This is a genomic window from Streptomyces sp. NPDC127117, from assembly GCF_042677325.1.
In the GTDB taxonomy this organism is placed as follows: Bacteria; Actinomycetota; Actinomycetes; order Streptomycetales; family Streptomycetaceae; genus Streptomyces.
On record NZ_JBHXTM010000016.1, the window covers coordinates 75613 to 99356 of the forward strand.

Here is a 23744-nt window from a genome sequence, read left to right on the forward strand (position 1 = left end):
CATGGAGACGAGTGTGGAACTCGCCGGCCTGGCGGCGGCAGCCGCGGCGCGCCTGATCGATCTGCTGGCGACGGACGGCTGGGGCGCGGTCAAGTCCTCGGTCCTGGCGCTGTGGCGGTCCGCGCACCCGGAGCGCGTCGAGGAGGAACTCGCCGATGCGCGCGGCGAGTTGCTTCAGGCACGGCAGACGGGCGACGGCGAGGAGCTCCAGGGGCTGCTGGTCGCCGAGTGGCAGGCCCGCATCATCCGGCTCATGGCCACGCGGCCGGACGTCGTCGACGAGCTGCGCGCGCTGTTCGGCGGGGAACCGTGCGCTGCCGGAACCCCGGAACAGCAGATCACGGGCTCGATGACGCTGGAGGCACACGTCTCCGGCGGCGACGCGTTCCTGGCCGGCCGGGACATGACCGTCACCAGGGACGGACAGGCGTGACCGAACGCAACACCGAGGCATCGCCCCCCGGCGAGCCGCCCCTCTGGCAGCCGAGACGGCAGGAGGCGCGCGTGACCGGCGGCGGCAGCGCCTTCATGGCCGGCCGCGACCTCCACGTCCGCCTCGGCGACGAGGGACGCAGAACCGTGCCCGGCCCCGGCGCCGACCAAGTGCCTTGCCCGTACCCGGGCTTGGTCCCGTTCGACGACGAACACAAGCAGTGGTTCTACGGCCGTGAGCGCATGGTCCACCTCGTGTGCGAGCGGATGGACGCCCGGATGCGTGAGGGCGGCCCGCTGGTGCTGATCGGCCCCTCGGGGGCCGGGAAGTCGTCCCTGCTCGCGGCCGGGGTACTGCCGGCCCTGGACGACGGCCGGCTTCCGGTGGCGGGGTCGAGCACCTGGCCGCGGCTGCTGCTGACCCCGACGGCATCCCCGGCCCTGGCACTGGCCGCCGCCGCCGGGCTCGACGCCGAGACCGCGCGGCGCACGGCACCGGCGTGGCGGGCCGATCCCGCACGGTGCCTTGCCGAGTTGCGCGAGATCACCGGAGCCGGCGATCCGGCGCCCGCCGGGGAGTCCCCCTCCGCGGGCCTGGTCGTCGTGGTCGACCAGTTCGAAGAGATCTTCACGGCCTGCGGCGACGAGACCGAACGGCAGTGGCTCATCGACGTGCTCGACCGTCTGGCCCGGCCCTCGGGCGGGGCGGTCGTGGTGCTGGGAGTACGCGCGGACTTCTATGCCGCGTGCACGGCCCATCCGCAGCTCCGGGCGGCGCTCCGGGCCGGGCCGGTCCTGCTGGAGCCGATGACGGAGGGCGAACTCAAGGACGCGATCCGCCGCCCGGCAGGCAGCGTGGGACTGGACGTCGAAGACGGCCTGGTCGAGGTGCTGCTGACGGAGCTGGGCACGGTCGGCGGATCCGTCGGGGCGAGTACCACGGGCCGACTGCCGCTGCTCGCACACGCGCTGCGGGCCACCTGGCAGCAGCGCCACGGCCACACGCTCACCGTGGACGGGTACCGCGTCACCGGCGGCATCCAGGGCGCCATCGCCATGACGGCGAACAGGCTCTACGACACCCTGCCGCCGCCCTGCCAGGAGGCCGCACGATGGGTGTTCCTGCGGCTCGTCATCGTGGGACGCGACGCCGACGACACCCGCCGGCGCGTCCGGTACGAGGAGCTGCTGCGTCACGCGCCGGACCGGGAAGCAGCCGTCAGAGTCCTGGACGACTTCACCCGTGGCCGGCTGCTGACCCAGGACCAGGAAACGGTGGTGATGACACATGAGGTGCTCATCCGCGCCTGGCCCCGGCTGCGGGACTGGATCGAGCACGACCGCACCGGGAACCTCGTACGACAGGATCTGGAAGACGCGGCCGCGCTCTGGGAACAGGCCGGCCGGGAGGCAGCCGCGCTGTACCGCGGCAACCGCCTGGAGGCCGCCCTCGTCTGGGCCGAAACGCACGGGCCGGAACTCAGCGGCGTCGCCCGGGCCTTTCTGGCGGCCGCCCGCCACCACCAGCGGCGCGGGCGACGGCTCCGCCGCGCCGCGGTCGCCACCATCACCGTTCTGGCCGTGGTCGCCTCGCTGGCCGCGGTGTTCGCCTTCCGGCAGGAGGCCAACGCCCGGAGAGACGCCACCAAGGCCCTGCACTCCCGCGACCAGGCCATCAACGCCGCCGTCACCTCCGCGTCCGTGCAACTGGGCCCGACCGACCCCTCGCTGTCCGCCCAACTCGCGCTGACCTCCTATCGCATGGACCCGACCCCGGATGCGGCTTCCCGGCTCATCACGACCCAGAACACCCCGCTGGCCACCCGGCTGCCCGGCCCGCGCGGCGCGGTGTACACCGTGGCCTACAGCCCCGACGGGCACATGCTGGCGGCCGGGAACCTCGACCAGAACCTCGTCCGGCTGTGGGACGTCTCCGATCCCGGCCGTCCGGTGGCGCTGGGCCGACCCGTGCCCGTGGACCGCTCCGTCAATTCGATCCTGTCGCTCGCGTTCAGCCCGGACGGGCAGGTGCTGGCCGTCGGCGGCCACACCAGCCACAACGGCGACGCCGGTTCCGGCGGATTCGTCGACCTGTGGAGCCTGACCAGTCCCAGCCATCCCGTCCTGCTCGGCCGGCCGAAGAGTCCCGCCATTCAGGGCTTTGACGCCGCGACCGCCATCGAATCGCTGGCGTTCAGTCCCGACGGCCGCACCCTGGCCGCCGGATGGCACGCCGGACTCGTCAGCCTGTGGAACGTCGCCCACCCCGACGACGTCAAGCCCGCAGGAGCGCCCCTGAGCCTCGACTGCCCCGGCGTCTTCTCCCATCGCGTCGCGTTCAGCCCCAGCGGGCACACCCTGGCCGCCGCATGCGACGACGACGCCGGCACCATCAGCCTGTGGGACACCACCGACCCGGCCCATCCCGTCCGCGGCCGTTCCCTGAAGACCGGGCATCACGTCAACCCCCTGGCGTTCAGCCCCGACGGTCACACCCTGGCCGCCGGATCCAACGACAGCAAGGTCCACCTGTGGAAGGTCGCCGACCTCGGCCACCCCACCCCCCTGGGCAAGCCGCTGACGGGTCCCGCCCAGCCCGTCATTTCGGTGGCGTTCAGCCCCGACGGTCACACCCTGGCGGCCGGCAGCGCCGACCACACCATCCATCTGTGGAACGTCACCCATCCCGGTGCCATCGGCCCTCTGGGCCGGCCGCTGACCGGTCCGGGCAACGCGGTCACCGACGTGGTGTTCAGCCCCGACAGCCGCACCCTCGCCGCCGGTAACAGCGACGGCAACGTCGATCTGTGGAATCTGCCGCCGACCCGGATCATCGGCGCCGGCGGCAATGTGGCATCCGTGGCGTTCAGCCCCGACGGGCGCACCCTGGCCGCAGGAAACCAGAACAAGACCGTCTCACTGTGGAACACCGCCGACCCCAACAACCCCGCTCCCCGCGGCGATCCGCTCACCGGCCCCGACGACGCGGTCGACGCCGTGGCGTTCAGCCCGGACGGTCACACCCTGGCCGCAGGCGACAGTGGCGGCACCGTCACGTTGTGGAACACCACCGACCCCAGCCATCCCGTTCGCCTCCCAGAGACCCTCACCGGGGCGAACGGGCTCATCTTCTCCCTGGCGTTCAGCCCCGACGGCAACACCCTGGCCGCGGCCGGCGACGACAAGTTCGGCAGCATCGCCCTGTGGGACGTCAGCGACCCCGCAAAGCCCGTCACCCAACCCGGCATCTCCAATTCAGACACGAGGTCCGTCGAATCCCTGGCGTTCAGCCGCGACGGCACGATGCTGGCGGCCGGCGGCGACGGCAGCAACCGGCAAGTCGGACTGTGGAGTACGACGGACCCGGGGGTCCGTATCGGGGAGCCGATCGACCAGCCGACCACCACCAGCACCTGGGTGGCGTTCAGCCCGGACGGCCGCACACTCGCCACCGGGAACAGCCGCGGCACCGTCACCCTGTGGAATGCCACCGACCCCAATCACCTCACGCGCAGGGGCAGCCCCCTTACTGTGCCCGGCGGCAGCCTGTGGTCGGTGGCGTTCAGCCCGGACGGGCACACCCTCGCAGCGGCCGGCCACACCGACAACGGCACCATCAACATGTGGAACGTCACCGATCCCGACCACCCCACCGCCATCGGCCGGCCGCTGACCGTGGATACGGGATTCGTGGCCGTTCTGGCGTTCAGCCCGGACGGTCACACCCTGGCTGCCACCACCGACGACGGTGTGGCCACGCTCTGGGACCTGAACGTCGAGTCCGCCATCAGCCGTATCTGCGCCGGGAGCTCCGGCGCCCTGAGCCGGCAGCAATGGAGCCGATACGTTCCCGAACTGCCTTACGACCCACCCTGTGTGACCTCCTAGAAGGCTCATGAGAATCATGGGTTCTGGCCCTGCCGCGTGAGTGGCGGGGCCGACTCGTCCTGTGGCGATGGGGGAGTGGATCGGTGAGAGCGTCGGACCGGGTATTCGGGAGACGTGCCGGGATCTGATTCCTGCTGGGAGTGTGTTCGTGTTTTTGGCCGAGCATCGAGGTCAGCCGTTCCCGGTGGAGATGTTCGTGGACATGTATCCGTCGGCGAACGGGCGGCCGAGCATGCCGCCGCAGATCCACCGTCGTCGAGGACACCCACCTCCTGCACCACAGAATGCCGCTGAGCATCGATCAGCCCGGCCCCGAGCCTGGCTCCTTGCCGGCACGTGCCGCGGTATGACCACGGTGGGTGGCCTCACCCGGCCGGTGCTGCGGTGTCCTGGTACCGGTCTGCCGCCCAGGAGGCGAGGACGCGCGGGCCGTCGTGGGTGGGTGAGCCGACTTCGGCGCTCCACACGATGAGCTGCTGGCGGTATCGGTGCCGGCGGTGAGGGTGTCCCAGTCCAGGGAGAGCCCGCCGGCGATGGGGTGGTGGAGGACCTTCGTGCCCACGCTGAGGGTGGCGACATGGTGCGCGGCCCACCATTGGCGATGGTCCTCGTTTCTCAACCGGCCGTCGGAACCTCGGCTTCGACCTGCCGGGTGTGCCGCTGCGCGCGTACGCCAGTGCCGGACCTGTCCGGGGCCGGCCAGTCCGGTTCGTTCCCGGGGTGCTTCGTCGCCACCTTGGTCACCTGGGGCCCGGCGGCCCGGCCCCGGGTGTGCTGACTGGTATCGCACGTCAGCAACCGAACGTCGCGGCGGGCCAGGCCCTGGATGGCCGTCGTCCGGTCGATGATCTCGGCATCGGGACGGTCCAGGCGCACGTGACGACACCGCGTTCCTCGCCGCCACCGCCCGTATCCGTGCCCGGGTCACCCACGACGAACCGCGATGCGCCCCATGCCCTCCCGAAGCCCGACATGATCCCGAGCGCGAGGCGTCAGCCTGCCACTGCGAGAACGCGTATCGGTGGGATGACCGATGCGCGGGGAGCGGGGGCCTGGACATAGTCCTCGGGAGATCGTTCACGGGTTTCCGTGGAGCGCCCGGTTTTCGAAAGGACTGACCTTCTGTGGACACGTATGCGGATCTGGTGTTTCTCGGCGGGCGGGTGGTCACGGTCGATGCGGAGTTCTCCGTCGCCTCGGCCCTCGCGGTGACCGGTGGGGTCATCAGTGCCGTCGGTGAGCGGGACGACGTCGCGCCGCTCGTCGGACCCGGCACTCGCGTCGTCGACCTGCGGGGGGCGACACTGCTCCCCGGTATCAACGATTCCCATCTGCACGGATGCGCCTTCGGCATGTCGACGCCGCCGCTCTCCCTCGCCCTCGGCCATCCCGCCGTGTCCTCCCTCGCGGACGTGGCCGAGGCGGTACGAGAGGCCGCCGGGCGGGTTCCGGGCGGGAAGTGGATCACGGGGCACGGCTGGGATCCCGGCTACCTGGACGAGTGCGTCTCCGATCCGTCGCGGCTGCCCTCGCGGCGCGACCTCGACGCCGTGAGCCCGGACCACCCCGTCGTCCTCTACTCCTTCTCCGGGCACGCCACCTGGGTCAACTCCAAGGCACTGGAGCTCATGGGGATCGACCGGCACACCGTCGCGCCGCCCGGCGGGGCCATCGTCGTTGACGAAGCCGGGGAGCCGACCGGGCTGCTCCACGAGGGGGCCCAGGCCCTCGTCCAGAACGCGCTGCCGCCGCTCAGCCGGCAGGAGCGGACCGACGCGATCAGATCGACCCTCGCCACGCTCGCCCGACTCGGTGTGACCAGCTACACCGAGCCCGGACTCGGCCCCGGCGGCGACGGCATCATGCGGGGTGCGCTCGGCGCGGAGACCCTGGACGTCTACCGCCGGCTGCTGGCCGACGGCGAATTGACCGCCCGCCTCGGCGTCCTGCTCCTGCCCACCGGCATGGCGAGCACCGCCGAGGAGTTCGCCCGCGCCCTCGCCACCCTCGGCAAGTCCGGCGACACCGATCCGCGCCGCCTCGCGATCCACGGGGTCAAGATCTTCGCCGACGGCATCGTCCCCAACAAGACGGCCTGGATGCACGAGCCGTACGTCGGTGGCGGCTGCGGCTCCCTGTGCGTCGGCGGCGAGACCGACGCCGAGCGGACCGCCGAGATCGACGCCATGATCCGGCACGCCCACGCCGCCGGGCACCAACTGGGCGTCCACGTAACCGGCGACCGGGCCGGCGACACCGTCGCGGACGCCTTCGCCGCGGCCATGGCCGAGCACCCGCGGCCCGACGCCCGCCACTACGTCATCCACGGCGACTTCCTCACCGCACACAGCATGAAGGTGCTGGCCGCGCACGGCTTCGGCGTCAACATGAACCCCACCATCAAGTGGACCGTCGCCGACATGGAGGAAGACTTCGTCGGTGCCGAGCGGGCCGCGTACGCATGGCCCTACCGCGATGCCATCGACGCCGGCGTGCGGGTCGCGAGCGGATCCGACGCCCCCGTCACGCACCCGGACTGGCGCCAGGGCGTCGCCACCATGCTGCTGCGCGAGTCGAAGGCCGCCGGCCGGGTCAGCGGCCCCGAGCAGTGCATCGGCCTGGCCGAGGCAATCCGTACGTACACGATCGACGCGGCCTGGCAGGACTTCGCCGACGACTGGAAGGGCTCCCTGGAGCCGGGCAAGGTCGCCGACCTCTGCGTCCTCGACGGAGACCTGCTCACCGCCGACCCCCACGACATCCCGGAGATGCCCGTCGTCCTGACCGTCATGGACGGGCAAGTCGTGCACGACACCCTTCGCGATTGACGTATTCCGGGCACATGATCATCCTTGGATGATGGCAGCGGAGCGAAGCGGGGCAGACATCCTGGACGCGGCCGTCCACGTCCGTGAGGCCGCCAGGAACGCCACGAGCGGCGTGACCGGCGTCGACACGGTCCTGGCGGCGCTGTCGGAGGTGATGGAGTACGACCACGCCTCCCTGGCCCGGTGGGATCCGCTGCGTCGGCGCCACACCACCCTGGCCGGGAGCTACCCGGACGATGCCACGGCCTACATCGAGACCCGTCTCCATCACGATCCGATGTTCTCCGTGCTCCGCAGCCCGGCCCGAGGCGGTCTCTGGCTCAGGGACGTTCCCTGGCAGCTCCTGGCGGCATCCCCGGGCTTCCAGGAGGTGCTGTGTCCGCTCGGCATCGAGGACGGCGTGGCCCAGTGCCTTTTCGCCGCCGACGGCCGGTACGTCGGCATGCTGAACGTCAGCACCCGCCGGCCACGGCGCACGCCCGATCCGGCGCGCGCCGTGGTCACTCTGCTCACCGAGGCCCTCGCCGCGGCCGTCGGCCCCCGCGCAGTCCCGCCGCCCGAGGAGATCGCCGCGGCCGACCCCGCCGCGGACGTGCGGCAACGGGCCGCGCGGCGTCCTGGCGGGCTCTCGCCACGGGAGCTCCAGGTGCTGGCCGAACTGACCGCCGGCCGCACCAACCGGGAGATCGCCGAGCGGCTGTACATCACGCCGCGCACCGTAGGCACCCACATCGAGCACATCCTCGCCAAGCTCGACCTCCCCAACCGCGCGGCCGCCGCCGCCCGAGCCGCCGCCTGGGGAATCGAACCCTCCCGCTGACACAAGCCCGGCGACGCAAGACGCATGGACCGCGGGCGTGCCCTGGGGGACACTCCGTCTCCGCACCTGCTGGGCCGACAAGAGAAGGTCGAGGCAGGCCGGTGTGGTCCACGCCTGCGGGCCGGACGATCCGTGCTGCTGTACGCGCTGCCCGCCCCGTGCTCGACCCGCCAACCTGTGACAGTGCGAAGCACCCTGCCTCAACTGCCTGGGCCGCTACAGCTTCGCCGCCCGCCCGCCGCGCGAGGGCCTGCTCCCACTGCGTGAGCCGACGGTCGTCCACCTCGACGAGGCCGACGCGGGCACCGGTGAATGACGCGGCGCCAGGGCGCGTATCGGGTCGTGATCAATGGGCATCGCAGCCTCCGGGGCCGGTGCCCGTCCGGTGTACGGGGCCCGGCGAACCGCGGCCGCCCCGTGCGGGCGCGAGCGACCAAGAGCGCTGCCGCACGCATGCAGCGTGGCCGAGGACCTCGGCCACGTGCCCGCCGGGACGGTGCGTCAGACCATGGCGAGCCGGTCCACCAGCAGTTCCACCCGCTGCTCGGTGTCCTCCGGCGGCAGCCGTCCCGACCGGGTCAGGGTCGCCACCCCGTGCAGGGATGCCCAGAACACCTCGGTGAACAGCCCCGGGGCGACGCCGTCCCCGGTGACCTCGCCGAGGCACTCCAGCAGCGCGGCGAAAGCGTCCTTGAGAGGTTTTGGGGTGTCCTCCTGTGCGTACGGGAGACCGCCGTCGAGCTGGAAGATGGCGTCGTAGACCGCCGGGTTGTGTGCGGCGAAGTCGAGGTAGGCGCGGGCGAGGGCGTACACCCGCTCGCGCGGGCCGTCTGCGGCGGCGGTCGCGGTGCGCACCGCTGCGGCCAGCTCGGCGGCGCCCTGGAGGGCGACGGCGCCGATGATCTCCCGCTTGCCGCGGAAGTGGCTGTAGAGGACGGGCTGGCTGTATTCGATGCGCTCGGCGAGCCGGCGGGTGGTGACCGCGTCCCAGCCCTGCTGCTCGGCGAGTTCGCGGGCCGTCGCCACGATGAGGCGCTCGCGGCCCGCCCGTTCGCGCTCCTTGCGTTCCTGTACCGACATGATTCGATCCTAGCATCGCTAGACAATCAAGCGGCAGTAGGTCTAGCGTTGCCACATCACCTAGCAATGCTAGAACTCGGAGGGATCGTCATGCTCAGCGCACTTGAGGTGTTCACCACCGTGGTCGTCGGCCTGATGGTGGGGGTGGAATTCTCCGTGGCCTTCGTTCTCAACCCGATCCTCAACGCACTCCCCGAGGACAGTGGTCAACTCGGCCACGCCCATGGAGGCCGGATGCTCGGCGCCGTGATGCCGGTCTGGTACATCGGCTCAGTCGTCCTCGCCGCGGTCTGGGCCGTCGCCGGACGGCACCACCACGGCACCGGCCTCGTCGTCACCGCCGCCGCGCTGCTGATCCTCAGCGTGATCATGTCGATCCTGCTGCTCGTCCCGATCAACAACCGGAACAAGACGTGGACCCCTGACAACCGGCCCGCCGACTGGAAGGAGCAGATGAACCGCTGGGACCGCTACCACTACGTCCGTGTCGCCATCATCATCGCTGCCTTCGCCCTGCTGGTCGCCGCCCTCACCTGAGTCCGACAGCGAGAGGAAGTCCCGAAAATGGCCAGGCTGCAAAGTCTCGACCCGCACACGCCGATGTTCGCGCAGTTCAAGGAGAAGACCGGGCCCATCGTCCTGGCCAACACCTTCTTCGTCCCGAAGGAGAGGGCTGAATCGTTCCTGGCTCTCTTTCGGAAACAGGCCGAGTTCATGAAGGCTCAGCCGGGATTCGTCTCCCTGCAGATGCACAAGGGAGCGGCGGGCAGTCAGCTTCTGATGAACGTCGCGGTCTGGGAGTCGACCGAGGCGCTCGCCACGGCGTTCGGCAGCCCGGAGTTCCAGCGCATGGCGGGCGAGTTCCCCGACGACATCGTGTCGTACCCGCACATCTTCGAGCAGATCGACGTATGACACGACGGCTGTAGCAGCGCGGTTGTAGCAGCACGGCTGCTGTAGCCCTTGTCGCCCAGCACATGGTCCGGGCGGGGGCGCGGCCGGCCCGAACCACTGTGGCCGCCGCTCCTGCCCGGCCGATCCGGAGGCGGACATCGTCCTGCGTGTGCAGGCCCAGCACGAGCGCGTTGAGGCCACGCCGGCCACGCTGGACGCCACGGTCCCGGCGTGGGCGGCCACCGCCGGAGCCGACGAGCGCGACACCCTCGTGGCGGCCCTCGCCGATCACCGGGCAGCCCTGCTCGAACACCTCGACGACGAGGAGGCCCCCCTCCTTCCGCTCGCGGCCGAGCACATCACCGAAAGGGAATGGGCCTCCCCGGGCGGCCACTCGGTGGCCAACACGCCCAAGCTCACCCTGCTCACCCTCTTCGGCCTCGTCCTGGAGGACGCGAACCCGGCCGGGCGCGTCACGCTCCCGTCCGCCCTCCCCGCGCCGGTACCCGACATCAGGCACGTCATCGGCCGCCCCCGCTGCGCCCGCCACATCAGCCGCCTCCGCGCCGCCTGACCAGGCCCCGTACGACTCACCAGGCTCACCAAGACTCCCAAGGAGAAGAACGATGCCACTGAAGAAGATCAACACCGTCCTGGCCGCAGCCTTCATCCTCTTCATCCTCTGGTTCGGGACGGAGTTCATCCTGAGCCCGGAGACGACGGCGCCGGGATTCGGCCTGCCGAGCCGGCCGTCCGGCGACGGCGGCGGCTTCCTGATCATCAAGGGGATCCGCGACGTCGTCATGGCCCTGGTCCTGGGCATCCTGCTGGTGACGGGCCACCGCCGGGCGCTGGGCTGGGTGCTGCTGGTGGAGGCCCTCGCCGCGTACGGCGACATGACCACCGTGCTGGCCCACCACGGCTCCGTGGCCACCGCACTCGGCGTCCACTGCCTGACCGCGACGCTGATGGTGGTCAACGGCCTGCTGATGCTGCGCGAGACCCGCGAGGTCGCGGCCGCTCCGGCGATGCCCGCCCCGCAACCCGCCTGAACCCATCGGTCCGAGGTGGCCCGGACCCGGCCGGGCCACCTCGGCGCGTTCCGGTATTCGCGTGTCAGCGCCCGCCGGGAAAGCCGAAGGGCTCCGTTGCTCCTCTTTCGCTCACCCTCGCGCGGACCGGATCGGCCACCGGCGAGGTTGACGCTCCCGGCGCGGTGGCGGTGGCGATGACGGAAACTACACAAGTAACTTGCTGAAGTGACTTGTGTAGTTTTAGGCTGGGGGTATGACCGAGAACCCCGAGCCGAATCAGTCCACCGCAACCGCGCAGCGCCTCAATGACGCGATCACGCGCCTTCGGGCGCGGATGCGCACGGAATCGGGTCAGCATGCGACCGGGCTGAGTGCCACACAGCTCGGCGTTCTGGCGAGTGTGGTGCGCGCGGGCCCGATCACGGCGGCCCGGCTCGCCGCGGTCGAGCACGTCAGCGCCCAGGCCATCGCCCAGAGCCTGGCTGTGCTGAAGGCCGCGGGGCTGGTACACAGCGAGCCGGATCCGAAGGACGGCCGCAAGAAGCTGATGAGCGCAGACCCGTCCGCGACGGAGTTGATCGACAAACTGCTCATGGGCCGCGCGACCTTCCTGGCGCGCGCCATCGATCAGGTTGTCGCTCCGCAGGAGCGCGAAGACCTGCACAAGGCGATCGAGCTGATCGAGCGGCTCGCCGACGTCGGCCGGGACGAGGCCGTGCTGTGACGACAGACACCGTCAAGACCGAATCCGCACCGCGCGGCCTCACCCGCAAGACCTTCGCCTGGACCTTCACCACACCGCTGTACGTGGGCTCCAGCCTCAACCCGGTCAACAGCTCCATCATCGCTACCGCGCTGGTCCCCATCGCGACCCAGCTGAACGTCACGGTGGGCGCCACCGCCGTCCTGGTCTCCTCCCTCTATCTCGCCAGCGCCGTCGCCCAGCCGACAGCCGGCAAACTCGCCGAGGTCATCGGTGCCCGCCGTGTCTTCGTCTCCGGCATCGTGCTGGTGCTGCTCGGCGGTGTTGTCGGCGGCCTCGGCCAGAACCTCGCGGTGCTGACCGTCGCTCGGGTCCTCATCGGGCTCGGCACCTCGGCGGGTTTCCCCTGCGCCATGGTCATGATCCGACGCCGCGCCGAGCAGGCCGGACTGGACGGACCACCGGGCGGAGTGCTCGGCGGACTCGCCGTCGCAGGTATGGCCACCGCCGCAATCGGCCCGCCCATCGGCGGTCTCCTGGTGGGAGCGGCGGGCTGGCGCTGGGCCTTCCTCATCAACATCCCGATCACGGCGATCGCGCTGCTGATGGCCCTACGGCTGCCCAAGGATCCGCCGCTCGATTCCACGGACAGAGCGTTCCGCCGGATCGCGGCGAGGATCGACCTGCTCGGCATCATAGGCTTCGCGAGCTCGATGACTTCCCTGGTCGTTCTTCTCACGGCTCTGCCCCACATCAGGTGGACCGCCCTTGCCGTCTTCGTTGCGGCCTCGGCCCCGACCGTCTGGTGGGAGCTGCGCCGGAGCGAGCCATTCTTCGACCTGCGCGGCCTGGCCTCGAACGGCGCTCTGACCCGCACCTATCTGCGTCAGGCGCTGACTTTGCTCGGCGTCTACTCGGTGATGTTCGGCCTGACCCAGTGGATGGAGGCCGCCTACGGTCTTTCCACGGTTCGGACCGGCCTGATGCTTCTGCCGATGGGTGCCGTCTCCGCACTGCTCTCCCGGCCCCTGGCAAGGCGCAACCTCGTACGCGGCCCGGTGATCGCTTCCGCGCTGAGCATGCTGCTCGGTTCGATCGGCATCATGCTCCTCGACTCCGGCAGCCCGGTGATCGCACTCGTGCTCGTCTCGCTGGTCTTCGGAGTCGCGACCGCCACGACCACCGTCGGCAATCAGACCGCCCTCTACCAGGCGGCACCGGCCGACCGGATCGGCACGGCCTCCGGCCTGTTCCGGACCTTCGGCTACCTCGGCACCATCACCTCGTCCGTGATCGGCGGCATCGTCTTCCGCGACGGCGCCGACGACCACGGTCTGCACAGCCTCGGCATCGTGCTCGTCGCGGCGGGGCTCGCGGTCCTGCTGCTGACCGTCCTGGACCGCGGTCTGATGCGCCACCGCAGTACGGCCCCCTGAACCCCACCGCACCATCCCTCAAGGAGAGACACCGCATGACCACCCCCACCACCCCCGCCCTCGTACCCGAGCGGACCGCGCTGCTGGCCATGGACTTCCAGAACGGCATCGTCCCGCTCGCACCCCGACCCGACGTGCTTCTCGCGCGGGTGAAGGACGCAATCGCCGCCGTCCGTGCCGCCGGCGGCACCATCGGCCATGTCCGCGTCGCCTTCACGCCGGACGACTGGGAGGCCGTTCCCGACCGCAACAAGTCCTTCAGCGCGGTCGCGGCCGCGAAGGCCATGCACCACGAACACGACGCTACGCAGATACACGAGGACATCGCCCCGCAGGACGGCGACATCATCGTCCGCAAGATCCGCTACGGCGCCACCTCGACCACGGACCTGCACGAACAACTGGCCGGCAGGGGCATCGACACCCTGATCCTCACCGGAATCAGCACCAGCGGCGTCGTCCTGTCGACCCTCATCGATGTCGCCGACCGCGACTACCTCGTCTACGTCCTGTCCGACGGAGTCGCCGACCGCGACCCCGAAATCCACCAGGTCCTGGTCCACAAGGTGTTCCCGACCCGCGCACACGTCATCGACACCGCCGGGCTGCACGAACTACTGCACACGACCTGACAACGGGGTCTCCGGTTCTTGGGGGACAGGCGCGGTGCCTGCCCGGCGTCTTTCCGTACAGGCCGTGCGAGGGGACGAAGAGCACACAGGGCGGCACGCGGAACTGTGTGGCCGTGTCTTCTGCTCGACAGAGGGCGGTGGCGGTCGCGACGTATTCGCCGCGGGCATTCCTCGCGAGGCCGTCGGCCGCTCCTGGGCGGCGGACGGTGGATGGCCGGTCCTCGGCGCCGGGTTTCCGGTCCTCAGCGTGCCGGGTCTGCGGCAGACAGTGGGACCGTCCAGGACGCATGGGTGTTGACCTGGCCCACAGTGGCCCGGGTCAGCCGTCTGTAGTGGTCCGCGATCTTCTCGGCCTGCCCGGCGGGCAGCGCCCCGCCGTGGTCCGCGGCTCGCGCGATGATCTCTTCCGGTCCCAGGGCCCGGTTGGCCAGCACAACAGCGTTGACGGCCGGCCGGCGCATCCGGTCGTAGCGGCGCAGCGCAGCGGCGGGGTCATTCCCCCGGGCCAGGCACCAGGCCAGTACACGGGCGTCGACGACGGACTGCGAACCCCCGTTCATTCCCATGGGGAACATCGGGTGTGCGGCATCGCCGAGCAGGGTGACCCGCCCGAAGCTCCAGCGCGGCAACGGGTCGCGGTCGAGCATCGGGTACTCGTAGATCGCTGAGGAGCGCTCGGCGAGCATCGGGAGGTCGATCCACGGCAGGTTCCAGGACGACAGCCCGGCGCGCGCCTGTGCCGCCGTGATGCGACGGCCGGGGCCGTCCGGAGGCGGGGCGGACGCCCCGTGCCGGACCTCCAGCACCCAGTTCACCAGGGCTTCGCCGTCCGCGTCCGCGGGGTTCTCGATGGGGTAGGCGACGAACTTGTTGCCGGGGGCGCCCCCGGCAACGACGATCGAACGGCCGTCGAGGACGTGCGGGTGGCGCGCGACACCGCGCCACATGTGGACGCCGTTCCACTGCGGGGCGCTCTCGGCCGGGTGGAGCTGGGCGCGGACCGCGGAGCCGATGCCGTCGGCCCCCACCAGCACGTCGGCGTCAGCGGCCCAGGGCGATCCGCTCGACCGGTCGATGAAGTGGGCGCGGACGTCACCCGCGGTCTGCTCGAATCGCTGGAACAGCAGGCCGGTACGGACCGCGTCCGGCCCCAGCCGCTCGCGCACCGCCGCGAGCAGCAGCATCTGCAGACGCCCCCGGTGGACGGAATGCTGCGGCCAGCGGTATCCGGCCGCGAGTCCCAGCGGCTCCTCCCAGACCACTTCGCCCGACCGGTCGCGGTAGCTCAGCCGACGAGGCGACAGCGCTACGGATTCCAGCTCACCGGCCAGCCCGAGTTCGGACAGCTCCCGGACAGCGTGCGGCAACAGGTTGATCCCCACACCGACCGCCTCGACCGCGCGCGCCGCTTCGTGCACCTGTGGCTCGAAACCGGCGGCGTGCAGGCTCAGCGCGCAGGTCAGCCCGGCGATGCCTCCGCCGACGACGGTCACTCTCATCGGTCTGTCCCTGCCCTTCGCCTGGGCCACCGGGCCGGCCGACGCTCGGCCACCAGCCTCGGGGTACCCGCTGCGTATGTCCAATACACAGCGGTGATGGACGCCGTCACGGCAACTGATCGCACCGGGCCCGCCGCACGGGACAGCCCTTGGACCTGCGGCAACAACCCGGGCTGTCAGCACAGGAGTTGATAGTTTGTCGGCCATGGAGCTCCGGACGCTTGAGTACTTCATCGCGGTGGCGGAGGAGCGGTCGTTCACCAAGGCGGCGGCCCGCTGCCATGTCGTTCAGCCCGCGATCAGCCAGCAGATCCAGGCCCTGGAGAAGGAGCTGGGAGAGGCACTGTTCGAACGGCTGCCCCGACAGGTGGTCCTCACCTCCGGCGGCGCCGCCCTGCTGCCGCACGCCCGCGCCTGCCTGGCGGCCGCCGCGGCGGCCGTCCTGGAGTTCGCCGACCGTTCCGGTCTGCTCGGCGGCTCGTTCGCGCTGGGCACCGTCGGCGGCCTGGAAGGCACCCGTATCCCCCGGCTGCTGGGGGAGTATCACCGCCGGTACCCGGGGGTCGCGGTGAGTCTCACCGGGGCGTCGAGCCCGTCTCTGCTGGCGAAGGTCCGTAATGGGGAGATCGACGCGGCCGTGGTCGCGGGGCCGCCTGAGGGCGCGCTCGCCGCCGTCGCGTCGCGGGTGCTTCTGGAGGACCGGATCGTCGCGGTGCTCCCCGCCGGAAGCCGGGCCGCGAACCGGCCGATGCCTCTTGACGAGGTGGTTCGGAGCCCGGTCATCAGCTACGGCCCCGACAGCGGGGTGCATGCGTTCGTCCGTGAGGCATTCGCCGCGAAGGGGCTGCGGCTGGACATCGCCTATGCGACGAACGACGTTGCTCTCCAGGTCGCGTTGGTCGCGGAGCGGATCGGGATCGCCCTGACCTCCCATGCGAGTCCGGTACTTTCCGCTGACCCGCGGTTCGTCGTCGTGACGCTGGAGCCGGACATCCGGTTGCGGAAGGTGTTCGTCTGGCGACCGGGCACCCGGCCGAGCGCGCCGCTGCGGGCCTTTCTCGACCTGTGGACGGAGCTGTCCGACCGGCCGACGCATGACGGGCCCGCCGCCGGGGCCGCCGTGGGTGGATGAGCACCGGTGGAGCGGGCCACGGGCTCCGTCCGCGCCGGAGTGGTCCGGCTGCTCTGCGGAGCGTTCCGCTTCTGTGTGGAGCGTGCGCCGCGCCCGCGTCGGCGCGGCGGCCGGTCATGTGCGGTGTGTGATCGCCAGGGCCGTGCCGGCCGCGGCTGTCAGGGTCGCGTCGTCGGTGCTCTCCGTCGCCCAGGCGATGTGGCCGTCGGGACGTACAAGTGCGGCGCGCACCTTCGCCCAGGCCGGGGGCGGTGCCGCGAGCGCGGCGCGGTGCACCGTCAGGCCCTCCTGCGTGAGGGGGGGAAGAGCGCGCCGCCGGCCTCGCCGGTGAGGTCGAGCAGCAGGCAGGCGTCCGCGTGGAGCCGGCCGAACAGGCCGGCCGGGGATCCTTCGAAGCTCAGGTCGGGGGCGCGGGTTCCCGCGAGCGGGTGTGCGTCCGGCGCGGCTGTCGGGTAGGTGACGGAGAGCCCGGTCAGGCGCTTGGAGAGGAAGGCGGCCAAGCCGATGGAGCCGAGGGACGTGGTATCCACGGAGGGGACCTCTCTGCGGGACGTGAGCGGGGAGTCCTTGTGGTTGGCCGCCGTGCCTTGCGGTCTCCGACCGGCGATTTCCTGTCGGCGTCAGGCGGTCTGTGGTGTGAGGGAGTGGAAGGGCCGTCCGTCGAGCGTCCAGTGCGGGTCGGGCGCGATACCCAGAGCGGCGTAGACGTGGGCGGCGACATCGGCGTGGCGGAGGCTGTCCGGTGCGGTGGAGGGGGCGATGCCGGGGCCGTTCGCGGCGATCCAGGCGGTGCGCTCCGACGTACTGCGCCCGCCGTGGCCGCCTTCGTCGCGGTGGCCGTGGTCGGTCACCGCGATGACGGTCCACTCCTCGGACCGGGCTTCGGGACGTTCGCGTACGGCGGTGAGGAGCTGTCCGAGTCGTCGGTCGGCTGTCTCGATCGCGTGCCGGTACTCGGGGCCGCAGCCGAGGAAGTGGGCGGTCTCGTCGACGGCGCCGAGATAGACGAAGGAGGCGTCCAGGTCTTCGCCGGAGCTGAGAACCCTCACGGCTTCATCGGTCACGCTCTGGTCGCACTCCTCCCAGCCCTGCGGGGTGTCCTCGCGCGGGGCGATGTAGGCGAGTCTGCTCGGGGCTGCGAAGACGGGGCCGCCCTGCCGGGCCAGGAACAGGGGTTCCCAACCGCCGGCCGCGAAGGTTCGCCGCCCCTGCTCGGCGGCCAGGCGGGTGGTGAAGTCGGGGAACACCCCGAGCCGGTTTCCGGAGAAGTTGTTTCCCCAGACTCCGTGCTTGGCCACGCCGACGCCGGTGACGATGGTGGTCCAGCAGGGGCCCGACATGGTCGGTGTGCTGTCGTCGATGTGGACAGGCGCGAGGACGCCGGTGTTTGCGAGTTCGTCGAGGTTGGGCGTTTCCAGCATCGGCAGCAGATCGAGGCGGACGCCGTCGATTCCGACGACCAGGACGCGGGGTGTGGGCATGTTCACGGTTCCTTCGTGGAATCGGGCAGAGAAGGGGCGGGGGTCAGACGGTGCGGCGCAGCCGGATCAAGCGGCTGGCGTAGTCGCCGGCGGGCAGCCGCAGGCCGATGCCCAGCCGGGTCAGGACGGCACCGCTGTGCACGATGCCCTCGTCGATGTCGAGATAGCGGGCCGCGGGGTCGAGGGCCGGCAGGGCGAGCGCGGGGGGCTGGTGGCCGAAGCGAGTGGTGGGGCGCCAGGCAAGGACGGCATGTTCGGTGTCGTCCTGGGACGCGTAGTGCACGGCTGTCACTCCGGCCGTGCCGTGGAGGCGGTGCTGGCGGCCGTGCTGGACCAGGGGGCGGATCTGCTTGTAGCGGACGACGAGCGCGGTGGCCTCGTCGATCTCCTCCTCGGACCAGGAGGTGAGGTCTCCGCCGAGGCCGAGAGCTCCGGCCATGGCGACATGGAAGCGGAACCGGAGAGGGGTGGTACGGCCGGTGGTGACGTTGGGGTTGTCGGTCACCCAGGCGGCCATGGCCTGGGCGGGGAAGAGCTGGCTGAAGCCGTGCTGGATGCTGATCCGGTCGACGGGGTCGGTGTTGTCGGAAGTCCAGGCCTGGTCGGTGCGGGCCAGGATGCCGAGGTCGGCCCGCCCGCCGCCGCCCGCGCAGGCCTCGATGCGAAGGCCGGGGTGGTCGGCGCGGAGACGGTCCATGACGCGGTGGACGGCATGGGTGTGGTCGATCCACAGCCGGTCGGGGTCCGGGTGGCCGGCCCAACCGGCCTCGGTGACGGCCCGGTTGGCATCCCACTTGAGCCAGTCGATGTCGTGGTCGCGCACCAGCTGGTCCAGGGTCCGGTGGGCCCAGGCTTCGACGTCAGGACGGGCGAAGTTCAGCATGAGCTGGTTGCGAAGCTCGGTGGCGTCCCGAGTCGCTGCGTGGATGACCCAGTCGGGATGGGCACGGTAGAGGTCGCTGTCGCGGTTGACCATTTCCGGCTCCACCCACAGTCCGAAGTCCATGCCCAGGCGGTGCACTTCGTCGGCCAGTGGGCGCAGCCCGTCGGGGAACGCGTCGGGCCGGGGTGTCCAGTCGCCGAGACCCGCCCGGTCGCTGGTACGGCCGCCGAACCATCCGTCGTCCAGCACGAAGAGTTCGGCGCCCAGACGTGCGGCCAGCCGGGCCAGGCGTAGCTGGCCGGGTTGGCCGACGTCGAAGCCGGTGGCTTCCCACGAGTTGTAGACGACGGGCCGGTCCCGGTCGGGGGCGGGCAGGACGCTGGTACGGATGTGGGTGTGCCAGGCGCGGCTGGCGGCGCCGAAGCCGCCGGTGGTGTAGAGGCCGGCAAAGACGGGTGTGCGCAGGCTCTGACCGGGCTGGAGGGTCCAGCTGAGTCCCTCGTGGCCGAAGCCGCCGGTCCAGGTGGTCCGGCCGACCGGGTCGCGGTGCACGGTGATGCGCCAGCTTCCGCTCCAGGCCAGGGCGGTGCCCCAGACCTCGCCGTGCTCCTCGTCGGCGGTGCCGTCGTCGAGGGCGAGCCAGGGGCTGGAGTGGTGGCTGGTGACGCCGCGGCGGCTGGTGAGCACGGTCTCGGCGACCGGGAGCCGGTCGCGCTGCAGCTGGAACTCACTGTTCCAGCCGCCCACGAGGTGGTTGAGCCGGTAGTCGGGCAGTGCCGGTACCGTCCAGGAGGCCGAGTCCAGCCGGTCGACGGTGATGTGGCCCGAATCGTCGGCTCCGGTGTGGGTGAGTTCCACCCAGCGCTCGATGACGTCACTGCCGGGGCGGACGCGGTAGCCCAGTTCAGCGGCCAGCGGGTAATGGCGGTCGGCCAGTTGCAGGCGAAGCTCCCCGTCCCGGACCGTGTGCCCGGTGAAGGACCACTGGGCGCCGCGAGTGCCGTCGGCGAACCGCACCTGGAGGCCGGCCGGCCCGAACCGCGCACCGGTCTGCGGGGCCAATTCGTCCGGGGCGGGGTCTGACTCGAAGCTGCTCGCGGCAGGTGACGTGGCCGCGGGCAGTCCACAGAGGGCGTCGGTGTCGAGCACTTCCCCCCAGTGCAGATGCCGGGGGCTGCCGTCGGCGCCGATGCGTACGGCGTAGACGCTGTTCGGGGTCCGCAGGACCGCCAGCCCGAGGGTGGGGTCGAAGGAAACGGATGAGGGCGTGGGAGGCACAGGAGGTCCCGAGGGGTGTCGAGCATCGGTGAGGTCCGGTTGGACGGAAGCGCCGAACGGCGCGTGCAGTGACCGGAGTTGGGCCAGAGCGTAGGACCGCTCGAACGAGAAAATCAATACTGGACGAAGTTATTTATTTACCGGTAGGTTGCCGCCGTGTTTCCAAACCACTCGCAGCCACTGGTCACCGCGCCGGCCGAAACCGCCATCCTTGCCCTGCTGTTGGCCGAAAGCCCGCTCAGCCGGGTGGAGCTGGCCCGCCGGACGGGTCTGTCCTCGACCGCTGTGACCAAGGCCGCGCGACCACTCATCGACGACGGCTACCTGCACGAACTTCCCCCGGAGCGCACCGCTCCAGGGGCCGGACGCCCCGTGAATCCGCTGGCCGTCACTCCCGACCGGGAGTTCGTCGTAGGTGTGAAGATCAGTGCTGACACCCTCTTCGGTGCGGTCTGCGACCTGCGGGCCAACATGCGCACCACCGCCAGCCGACCGTTGGGCGACCGCGACCCGGCCGCCGTGTGCGGGCTGCTGGCCGAACTCGTCGCCGAACTCCTCGACGCGAAACCCGAGTACCGGGCCCGCACCCGGCACCTGGGCATCGCGGTCTCCGGCGACGTGGACCGCCCCTGCGGGCGTGTCCGCTACTCCGTGCTCCCCAACTGGCGCGACGTGCCGCTGGCCGAGACCGTCGCTGCGGCGACCGGCCTGACCGTCACCGTGGAGAACGACGTCAAGGCCATCACCGCCGCCGAGCACTGGTTCGGCGAGGGCATCGGCACCGAGTACTTCGCGCTGGTCACCATCGGAGCGGGGATCGGTTCCGGGATCGTCATCAATGGTGAGCTGGTCGCCGGCGCGTACGGCGTCGCCGGAGAGATGGGACACATCAGCATCGACCCGACAGGGCCACGATGCCACTGCGGCCAGACCGGCTGCGTCGAGGCCATCGCCTCCAGCGATGCCGTCCTGGCCGCCATCCGCCGCGCCACCGACGATCCGGACCTGGACTTCGACGGCGCCGTCGAGATCGCCCGCGGTGGAGACCCCGCCGCGCGGAGCGCCTTCGCGAGGGCGGGCCATGCCATCGGCGTCGGCATTGCCACCCTTGTGAACCTCGTAGGTCCCGAGCGCGTCGTCGTCACAGGCGAAGGGCTCGACACCTACGACCTTTTCGGAATGCACATCCGGGACGCCTATGAAGCGCACTGCTTCAAAGCGGCGGCGAAATGCCCGCTGACCCTGCGTCCGCTCCCCTGGGAGGAGTGGGCCCGCGGCGCCGCCGTCGTCGGCATCCAGGCCCTCTTCCCCTGAGCGAGCGTCACCATCCTGTTCGCCGGCCCATGCTTCCGGCGCAACCGATGTCCATCACCGTCTGCCAACTGTGAATGCCGGACACCGGCTGCGCCGGGCAACAACACGTACACCCAACCCTCTGAATCTGAAGGACGCGAAGTGAGCGCACGGAGCTCCAAGCTTAGCCGCAGAGGCTTCCTCGGCGGATCCATCCTGTTCGTCGCGGGAGCGGCGGTCGGCTGCAGTACCGACCCGGCCGGCGGTGGCTCCGCCGGGGCGAAGACCACCCTGAACGTCTGGTCCCACGCCTACGGCGAGGCCGGCACCCAGCAGGCCCTGACCCGCTATGCCACCGCGTTCACCAAGGCAAACCCAGACATCGCGGTCAAGGTCACCTGGACCCCCGGCGACTACTCCGGCAAGCTCTACGCGACCCTGCTCACCGACGCTGCCCCGGACGTCTTCGAGATAGGCGACTTCAGCGAGAGCTTCGCCCGGCAGGGCCAGATAGCCCCACTGGACGACATCTACGGCAGCGCCAAGTCCGACTTCAACCCGGGCGCCCGCGAGATGGTGACCGTCGACGGCAAGCTCTACGGCGTCAAGACGCTCGACGACGTCATGATGCTCTACTTCCGCAAGAGCGTGCTTTCCAAGGCCGGCATCACCCCGCCCGACAGCTTCGACGCGCTCGCCGACGCGGCCAAGGCCCTGAGCTCCAAGAAGACCAAGGGGCTGTTCGTCGGCCAGGACGGCCTGGGCGACAGCGCCATCCTGTCCGTGTTCTCCAACGGCGGCGATCTCGTCACCGAGGACGGCAAGGCCGGCTTCGGATCCCCCCAGGCCGCCGAGGCCGTGGCCGGGCTCAAGCGCCTTCACGACGACCGGTCCCTGCTGCTCGGCTTCACGACCGACTGGTGGGATCCCGCCGCCCTCACCCAGAACGCCGTCCCGATGCAGTGGGGCGGCCTCTGGTCGATGCCCGCCATCAAGACCGCGCTCGGCGACGACTTCGGCGTCCTGCCGTGGCCCGCCTTCAAGCCCGGCGGCAAGCCCGTGGTGCGCGTCGGCGGCTGGAGCACCTGCGTCAACGCCAAGGGCAAGAACGTGGAGGCGGCCAAGAAGTTCGTCCAGTGGCTCTGGATCCAGCAGACCGACCTCCAGGCGGACTGGTCGCAGAGCTACGGCCTCCACATCCCGCCGCGCACCTCCGTCGCCGCCACCGCCGAAAAGCTCACCCAGGGGCCCGCCAAGGAGACCGTCGAGCTGGCCGCCAAGTACGGCAGGAACAACCCCAGCACCTGGAACACTGCTGTGAGTTCCCTCTTCACCGCAGCCGCGGCGAAGATCGTCAGCGGGAAGGGCGATGCGGAGCGGCTCCTGGCCGACGCGGCCAAGAAGGCCCAGGGCGAGATCGACAAGCAGCGCGCATGATGAAGTCCGCACCTCCACCCACGCTTCACCACGAGCGTGTCGGGTGCCCCGAGGCCAAGCCGCGGGGCACCGCCCTCGTCCGCCGTTCCCGCCCGGACCGGCGTGCCTGGGGAGCGTTCGCACTGCTCGCCGGGCCCCTGCTGATCGGCCTGGGCGTCTTCAAGTACGTAGCCATCGGCTGGAGTTTCCTGCTCAGCCTCAGTGAGGCCCGCGGCAGTATCGCCCTGGGGCACTGGGTCGGCCTGGACAACTACCAGGCGCTGCTCTCCGATGCGGTGTTCCGCAAGTCGCTCGGCCAGATCCTGCTGTTCACGGTGTTCATCGTGCCGGTGACGTTCGCCGCCTCGCTGTGGCTGGCACTGCTGGTGCACCGGATCCGGCGCGGCCGGGCCGTGCTGCGCACCGCCTTCCTGATCCCGGCCGCCGTCTCCTACGTCGCAGCCTCCCTGCTGTGGAAGATGAGCTTGTTCAACGGGCTGCCGAGCGGCATCGCCAACACGATCGGCGGATGGTTCGGCATGGATGCCGTCCCGTGGCTGCAGACCACCTCGCCGCCGCTGTACTGGGTCGTCCTCATCAGCCTCCGCCTCTGGCTCCAGGTCGGCTTCTACATGGTGCTCTTCCTCGCCGGGCTCCAGGCCATCCCCAAGGAGATGTACGAGGCCGCCGCCCTCGACGGCGCCACCGGCCTGCGTCTGCTGCGCAGGATCACCCTGCCGATGCTGCGCAACACCTCGGTGGCTGTTCTGATGCTGCAGTTCATCGCCGCCTTCCAGGCGTTCGACGAGTTCTACAACCTGTTCAACAGCGGGCTGTCCGGATCGGCCGCGGCCCCGATCCGAACCCCCCTGGGCTACCTCTACGACACCGCGATGGGCTCCCAGAACTACGGCCTCGGATCGGCCGGAGCCTTCGTACTCACCGCCCTCATCGTCGGTGTGACCCTGATCCAGGGGCGGCTCACCGGCTTCGGCAAGGGGGAGCAGTGAGCAGC

General features: G+C 70.7%; 23 protein-coding genes. 15 read left to right on the forward strand and 8 right to left on the reverse strand.

The genetic code is table 11. The annotated features are described in order from the left end of the window. Position 1: 1 nt before the first annotated feature. Together ACFVH0_RS16480 and ACFVH0_RS16485 are read left to right on the forward strand one after the other, a co-directional pair. Positions 2–433, forward strand: a complete 432-nt coding sequence (locus ACFVH0_RS16480) for a hypothetical protein (RefSeq protein WP_385820697.1) — start codon at positions 2–4, stop codon at positions 431–433. Then, positions 430–4320 (forward strand): hypothetical protein, encoded by a 3891-nt coding sequence (locus ACFVH0_RS16485; protein WP_385820699.1) that lies wholly within the window; start codon positions 430–432, stop codon positions 4318–4320. Before ACFVH0_RS16480 ends, ACFVH0_RS16485 begins: the two co-directional genes overlap by 4 nt. A 301-nt stretch (positions 4321–4621) precedes the next feature. Here ACFVH0_RS16485 and ACFVH0_RS16490 read toward each other — a convergent pair whose 3' ends face one another. Both ACFVH0_RS16490 and ACFVH0_RS16495 read right to left on the reverse strand, forming a co-directional pair. Continuing rightward, positions 4622–5023 (reverse strand): hypothetical protein, encoded by a 402-nt coding sequence (locus ACFVH0_RS16490; protein ID WP_385820850.1) that lies wholly within the window; start codon positions 5021–5023, stop codon positions 4622–4624. Beyond that, entirely contained in the window at positions 4936–5196 is a 261-nt protein-coding gene (locus ACFVH0_RS16495) for a hypothetical protein (RefSeq protein ID WP_385820866.1), read from the reverse strand. The genes ACFVH0_RS16490 and ACFVH0_RS16495 overlap by 88 nt, the downstream gene beginning before the upstream one ends. Positions 5197–5444: 248 nt before the next feature. Between ACFVH0_RS16495 and ACFVH0_RS16500 the strand changes: the two genes are divergently transcribed. Together ACFVH0_RS16500 and ACFVH0_RS16505 are read left to right on the forward strand one after the other, a co-directional pair. Continuing rightward, the gene (locus tag ACFVH0_RS16500) at positions 5445–7148 is read left to right on the forward strand and encodes an amidohydrolase (RefSeq protein ID WP_385820701.1); all 1704 of its coding nucleotides are present in this window, start codon (positions 5445–5447) and stop codon (positions 7146–7148) included. Positions 7149–7179: 31 nt separating this feature from the next. Beyond that, the gene (locus ACFVH0_RS16505) at positions 7180–7968 is read left to right on the forward strand and encodes a LuxR C-terminal-related transcriptional regulator (RefSeq protein ID WP_385820703.1); all 789 of its coding nucleotides are present in this window, start codon (positions 7180–7182) and stop codon (positions 7966–7968) included. A gap of 501 nt (positions 7969–8469) precedes the next feature. Here the strand turns inward: ACFVH0_RS16505 and ACFVH0_RS16510 are convergent. Continuing rightward, positions 8470–9048, reverse strand: coding sequence for a TetR/AcrR family transcriptional regulator (locus ACFVH0_RS16510; RefSeq protein WP_385820705.1), 579 nt, complete (start codon positions 9046–9048; stop codon positions 8470–8472). A gap of 90 nt (positions 9049–9138) precedes the next feature. Here ACFVH0_RS16510 and ACFVH0_RS16515 point away from each other — a divergent pair, with 90 nt between their 5' ends. The 7 genes from ACFVH0_RS16515 (at position 9139) to ACFVH0_RS16545 (ending at position 13747) form a co-directional block, all read left to right on the forward strand. After that, positions 9139–9585: an anthrone oxygenase family protein gene (locus tag ACFVH0_RS16515; protein WP_385820707.1), complete on the forward strand. Its 447-nt coding sequence runs from the start codon at positions 9139–9141 to the stop codon at positions 9583–9585. Positions 9586–9612: 27 nt separating this feature from the next. After that, positions 9613–9963 carry an antibiotic biosynthesis monooxygenase family protein gene (locus ACFVH0_RS16520; protein WP_385820709.1) on the forward strand — a complete coding sequence of 117 codons (351 nt, stop codon included), beginning with the start codon at positions 9613–9615 and terminating at the stop codon, positions 9961–9963. A gap of 148 nt (positions 9964–10111) precedes the next feature. Further along, the gene (locus ACFVH0_RS16525; RefSeq protein ID WP_385820712.1) at positions 10112–10516 is read left to right on the forward strand and encodes a hypothetical protein; all 405 of its coding nucleotides are present in this window, start codon (positions 10112–10114) and stop codon (positions 10514–10516) included. A gap of 52 nt (positions 10517–10568) precedes the next feature. After that, entirely contained in the window at positions 10569–10994 is a 426-nt protein-coding gene (locus tag ACFVH0_RS16530; protein WP_385820714.1) for a DUF4267 domain-containing protein, read from the forward strand. Positions 10995–11229: 235 nt separating this feature from the next. Then, positions 11230–11700, forward strand: coding sequence for a MarR family winged helix-turn-helix transcriptional regulator (locus tag ACFVH0_RS16535; protein ID WP_385820716.1), 471 nt, complete (start codon positions 11230–11232; stop codon positions 11698–11700). Continuing rightward, positions 11697–13115, forward strand: a complete 1419-nt coding sequence (locus ACFVH0_RS16540) for an MFS transporter (RefSeq protein ID WP_385820718.1) — start codon at positions 11697–11699, stop codon at positions 13113–13115. Before ACFVH0_RS16535 ends, ACFVH0_RS16540 begins: the two co-directional genes overlap by 4 nt. Before the next feature lie 35 nt (positions 13116–13150). Further along, positions 13151–13747 (forward strand): cysteine hydrolase, encoded by a 597-nt coding sequence (locus tag ACFVH0_RS16545; RefSeq protein ID WP_385820720.1) that lies wholly within the window; start codon positions 13151–13153, stop codon positions 13745–13747. Positions 13748–13989: 242 nt separating this feature from the next. Here ACFVH0_RS16545 and ACFVH0_RS16550 read toward each other — a convergent pair whose 3' ends face one another. After that, positions 13990–15246 (reverse strand): FAD-dependent monooxygenase, encoded by a 1257-nt coding sequence (locus ACFVH0_RS16550; protein ID WP_385820722.1) that lies wholly within the window; start codon positions 15244–15246, stop codon positions 13990–13992. A gap of 205 nt (positions 15247–15451) precedes the next feature. Between ACFVH0_RS16550 and ACFVH0_RS16555 the strand changes: the two genes are divergently transcribed. Continuing rightward, positions 15452–16378, forward strand: a complete 927-nt coding sequence (locus tag ACFVH0_RS16555; protein WP_385820724.1) for a LysR family transcriptional regulator — start codon at positions 15452–15454, stop codon at positions 16376–16378. A 114-nt stretch (positions 16379–16492) separates the two neighbouring features. Here ACFVH0_RS16555 and ACFVH0_RS16560 read toward each other — a convergent pair whose 3' ends face one another. The 4 genes from ACFVH0_RS16560 to ACFVH0_RS16575 form a co-directional block, all read right to left on the reverse strand. Further along, positions 16493–16654, reverse strand: a complete 162-nt coding sequence (locus ACFVH0_RS16560) for a hypothetical protein (protein ID WP_385820726.1) — start codon at positions 16652–16654, stop codon at positions 16493–16495. A 2-nt stretch (positions 16655–16656) separates the two neighbouring features. Beyond that, positions 16657–16908, reverse strand: a complete 252-nt coding sequence (locus tag ACFVH0_RS16565) for a hypothetical protein (RefSeq protein ID WP_385820728.1) — start codon at positions 16906–16908, stop codon at positions 16657–16659. A 90-nt stretch (positions 16909–16998) separates the two neighbouring features. Further along, the gene (locus ACFVH0_RS16570; RefSeq protein ID WP_385820730.1) at positions 16999–17859 is read right to left on the reverse strand and encodes an alkaline phosphatase family protein; all 861 of its coding nucleotides are present in this window, start codon (positions 17857–17859) and stop codon (positions 16999–17001) included. Positions 17860–17902: 43 nt separating this feature from the next. Continuing rightward, a complete protein-coding gene (locus tag ACFVH0_RS16575; RefSeq protein WP_385820732.1) occupies positions 17903–20020 on the reverse strand; it encodes an alpha-galactosidase in 2118 nt (705 codons plus the stop codon). Between the two features lie 156 nt (positions 20021–20176). On the opposite strand from ACFVH0_RS16575, the gene ACFVH0_RS16580 reads away from it, so the two are divergent. The 3 genes from ACFVH0_RS16580 to ACFVH0_RS16590 all read left to right on the forward strand — a co-directional run bounded on the left by ACFVH0_RS16580 (position 20177) and on the right by ACFVH0_RS16590 (position 23739). Further along, positions 20177–21334, forward strand: coding sequence for an ROK family protein (locus tag ACFVH0_RS16580; RefSeq protein WP_385820734.1), 1158 nt, complete (start codon positions 20177–20179; stop codon positions 21332–21334). A 141-nt stretch (positions 21335–21475) separates the two neighbouring features. Then, complete coding sequence (locus ACFVH0_RS16585) at positions 21476–22750, forward strand: ABC transporter substrate-binding protein (protein WP_385820736.1); 1275 nt, start codon at positions 21476–21478, stop codon at positions 22748–22750. Continuing rightward, positions 22747–23739: a carbohydrate ABC transporter permease gene (locus ACFVH0_RS16590; protein ID WP_385820738.1), complete on the forward strand. Its 993-nt coding sequence runs from the start codon at positions 22747–22749 to the stop codon at positions 23737–23739. The genes ACFVH0_RS16585 and ACFVH0_RS16590 overlap by 4 nt, the downstream gene beginning before the upstream one ends. The last annotated feature ends 5 nt before the right edge of the window (positions 23740–23744 follow it).

Excerpts from the sequence above, each read along its gene's own strand:
- ACFVH0_RS16505 (WP_385820703.1), top strand. The coding sequence starts at position 7,180 with ATGGCAGCGGAGCGAAGCGGGGCAGACATCCTGGACGCGGCCGTCCAC.
- ACFVH0_RS16590 (WP_385820738.1), top strand. The coding sequence starts at position 22,747 with ATGATGAAGTCCGCACCTCCACCCACGCTTCACCACGAGCGTGTCGGG.
- ACFVH0_RS16515 (WP_385820707.1), top strand. The coding sequence starts at position 9,139 with ATGCTCAGCGCACTTGAGGTGTTCACCACCGTGGTCGTCGGCCTGATG.
- ACFVH0_RS16480 (WP_385820697.1), top strand. The coding sequence starts at position 2 with ATGGAGACGAGTGTGGAACTCGCCGGCCTGGCGGCGGCAGCCGCGGCG.
- ACFVH0_RS16545 (WP_385820720.1), top strand. The coding sequence starts at position 13,151 with ATGACCACCCCCACCACCCCCGCCCTCGTACCCGAGCGGACCGCGCTG.
- ACFVH0_RS16570 (WP_385820730.1), bottom strand. The coding sequence starts at position 17,859 with ATGCCCACACCCCGCGTCCTGGTCGTCGGAATCGACGGCGTCCGCCTC.
- ACFVH0_RS16520 (WP_385820709.1), top strand. The coding sequence starts at position 9,613 with ATGGCCAGGCTGCAAAGTCTCGACCCGCACACGCCGATGTTCGCGCAG.
- ACFVH0_RS16535 (WP_385820716.1), top strand. The coding sequence starts at position 11,230 with ATGACCGAGAACCCCGAGCCGAATCAGTCCACCGCAACCGCGCAGCGC.
- ACFVH0_RS16555 (WP_385820724.1), top strand. The coding sequence starts at position 15,452 with ATGGAGCTCCGGACGCTTGAGTACTTCATCGCGGTGGCGGAGGAGCGG.
- ACFVH0_RS16550 (WP_385820722.1), bottom strand. The coding sequence starts at position 15,246 with ATGAGAGTGACCGTCGTCGGCGGAGGCATCGCCGGGCTGACCTGCGCG.
- ACFVH0_RS16510 (WP_385820705.1), bottom strand. The coding sequence starts at position 9,048 with ATGTCGGTACAGGAACGCAAGGAGCGCGAACGGGCGGGCCGCGAGCGC.
- ACFVH0_RS16530 (WP_385820714.1), top strand. The coding sequence starts at position 10,569 with ATGCCACTGAAGAAGATCAACACCGTCCTGGCCGCAGCCTTCATCCTC.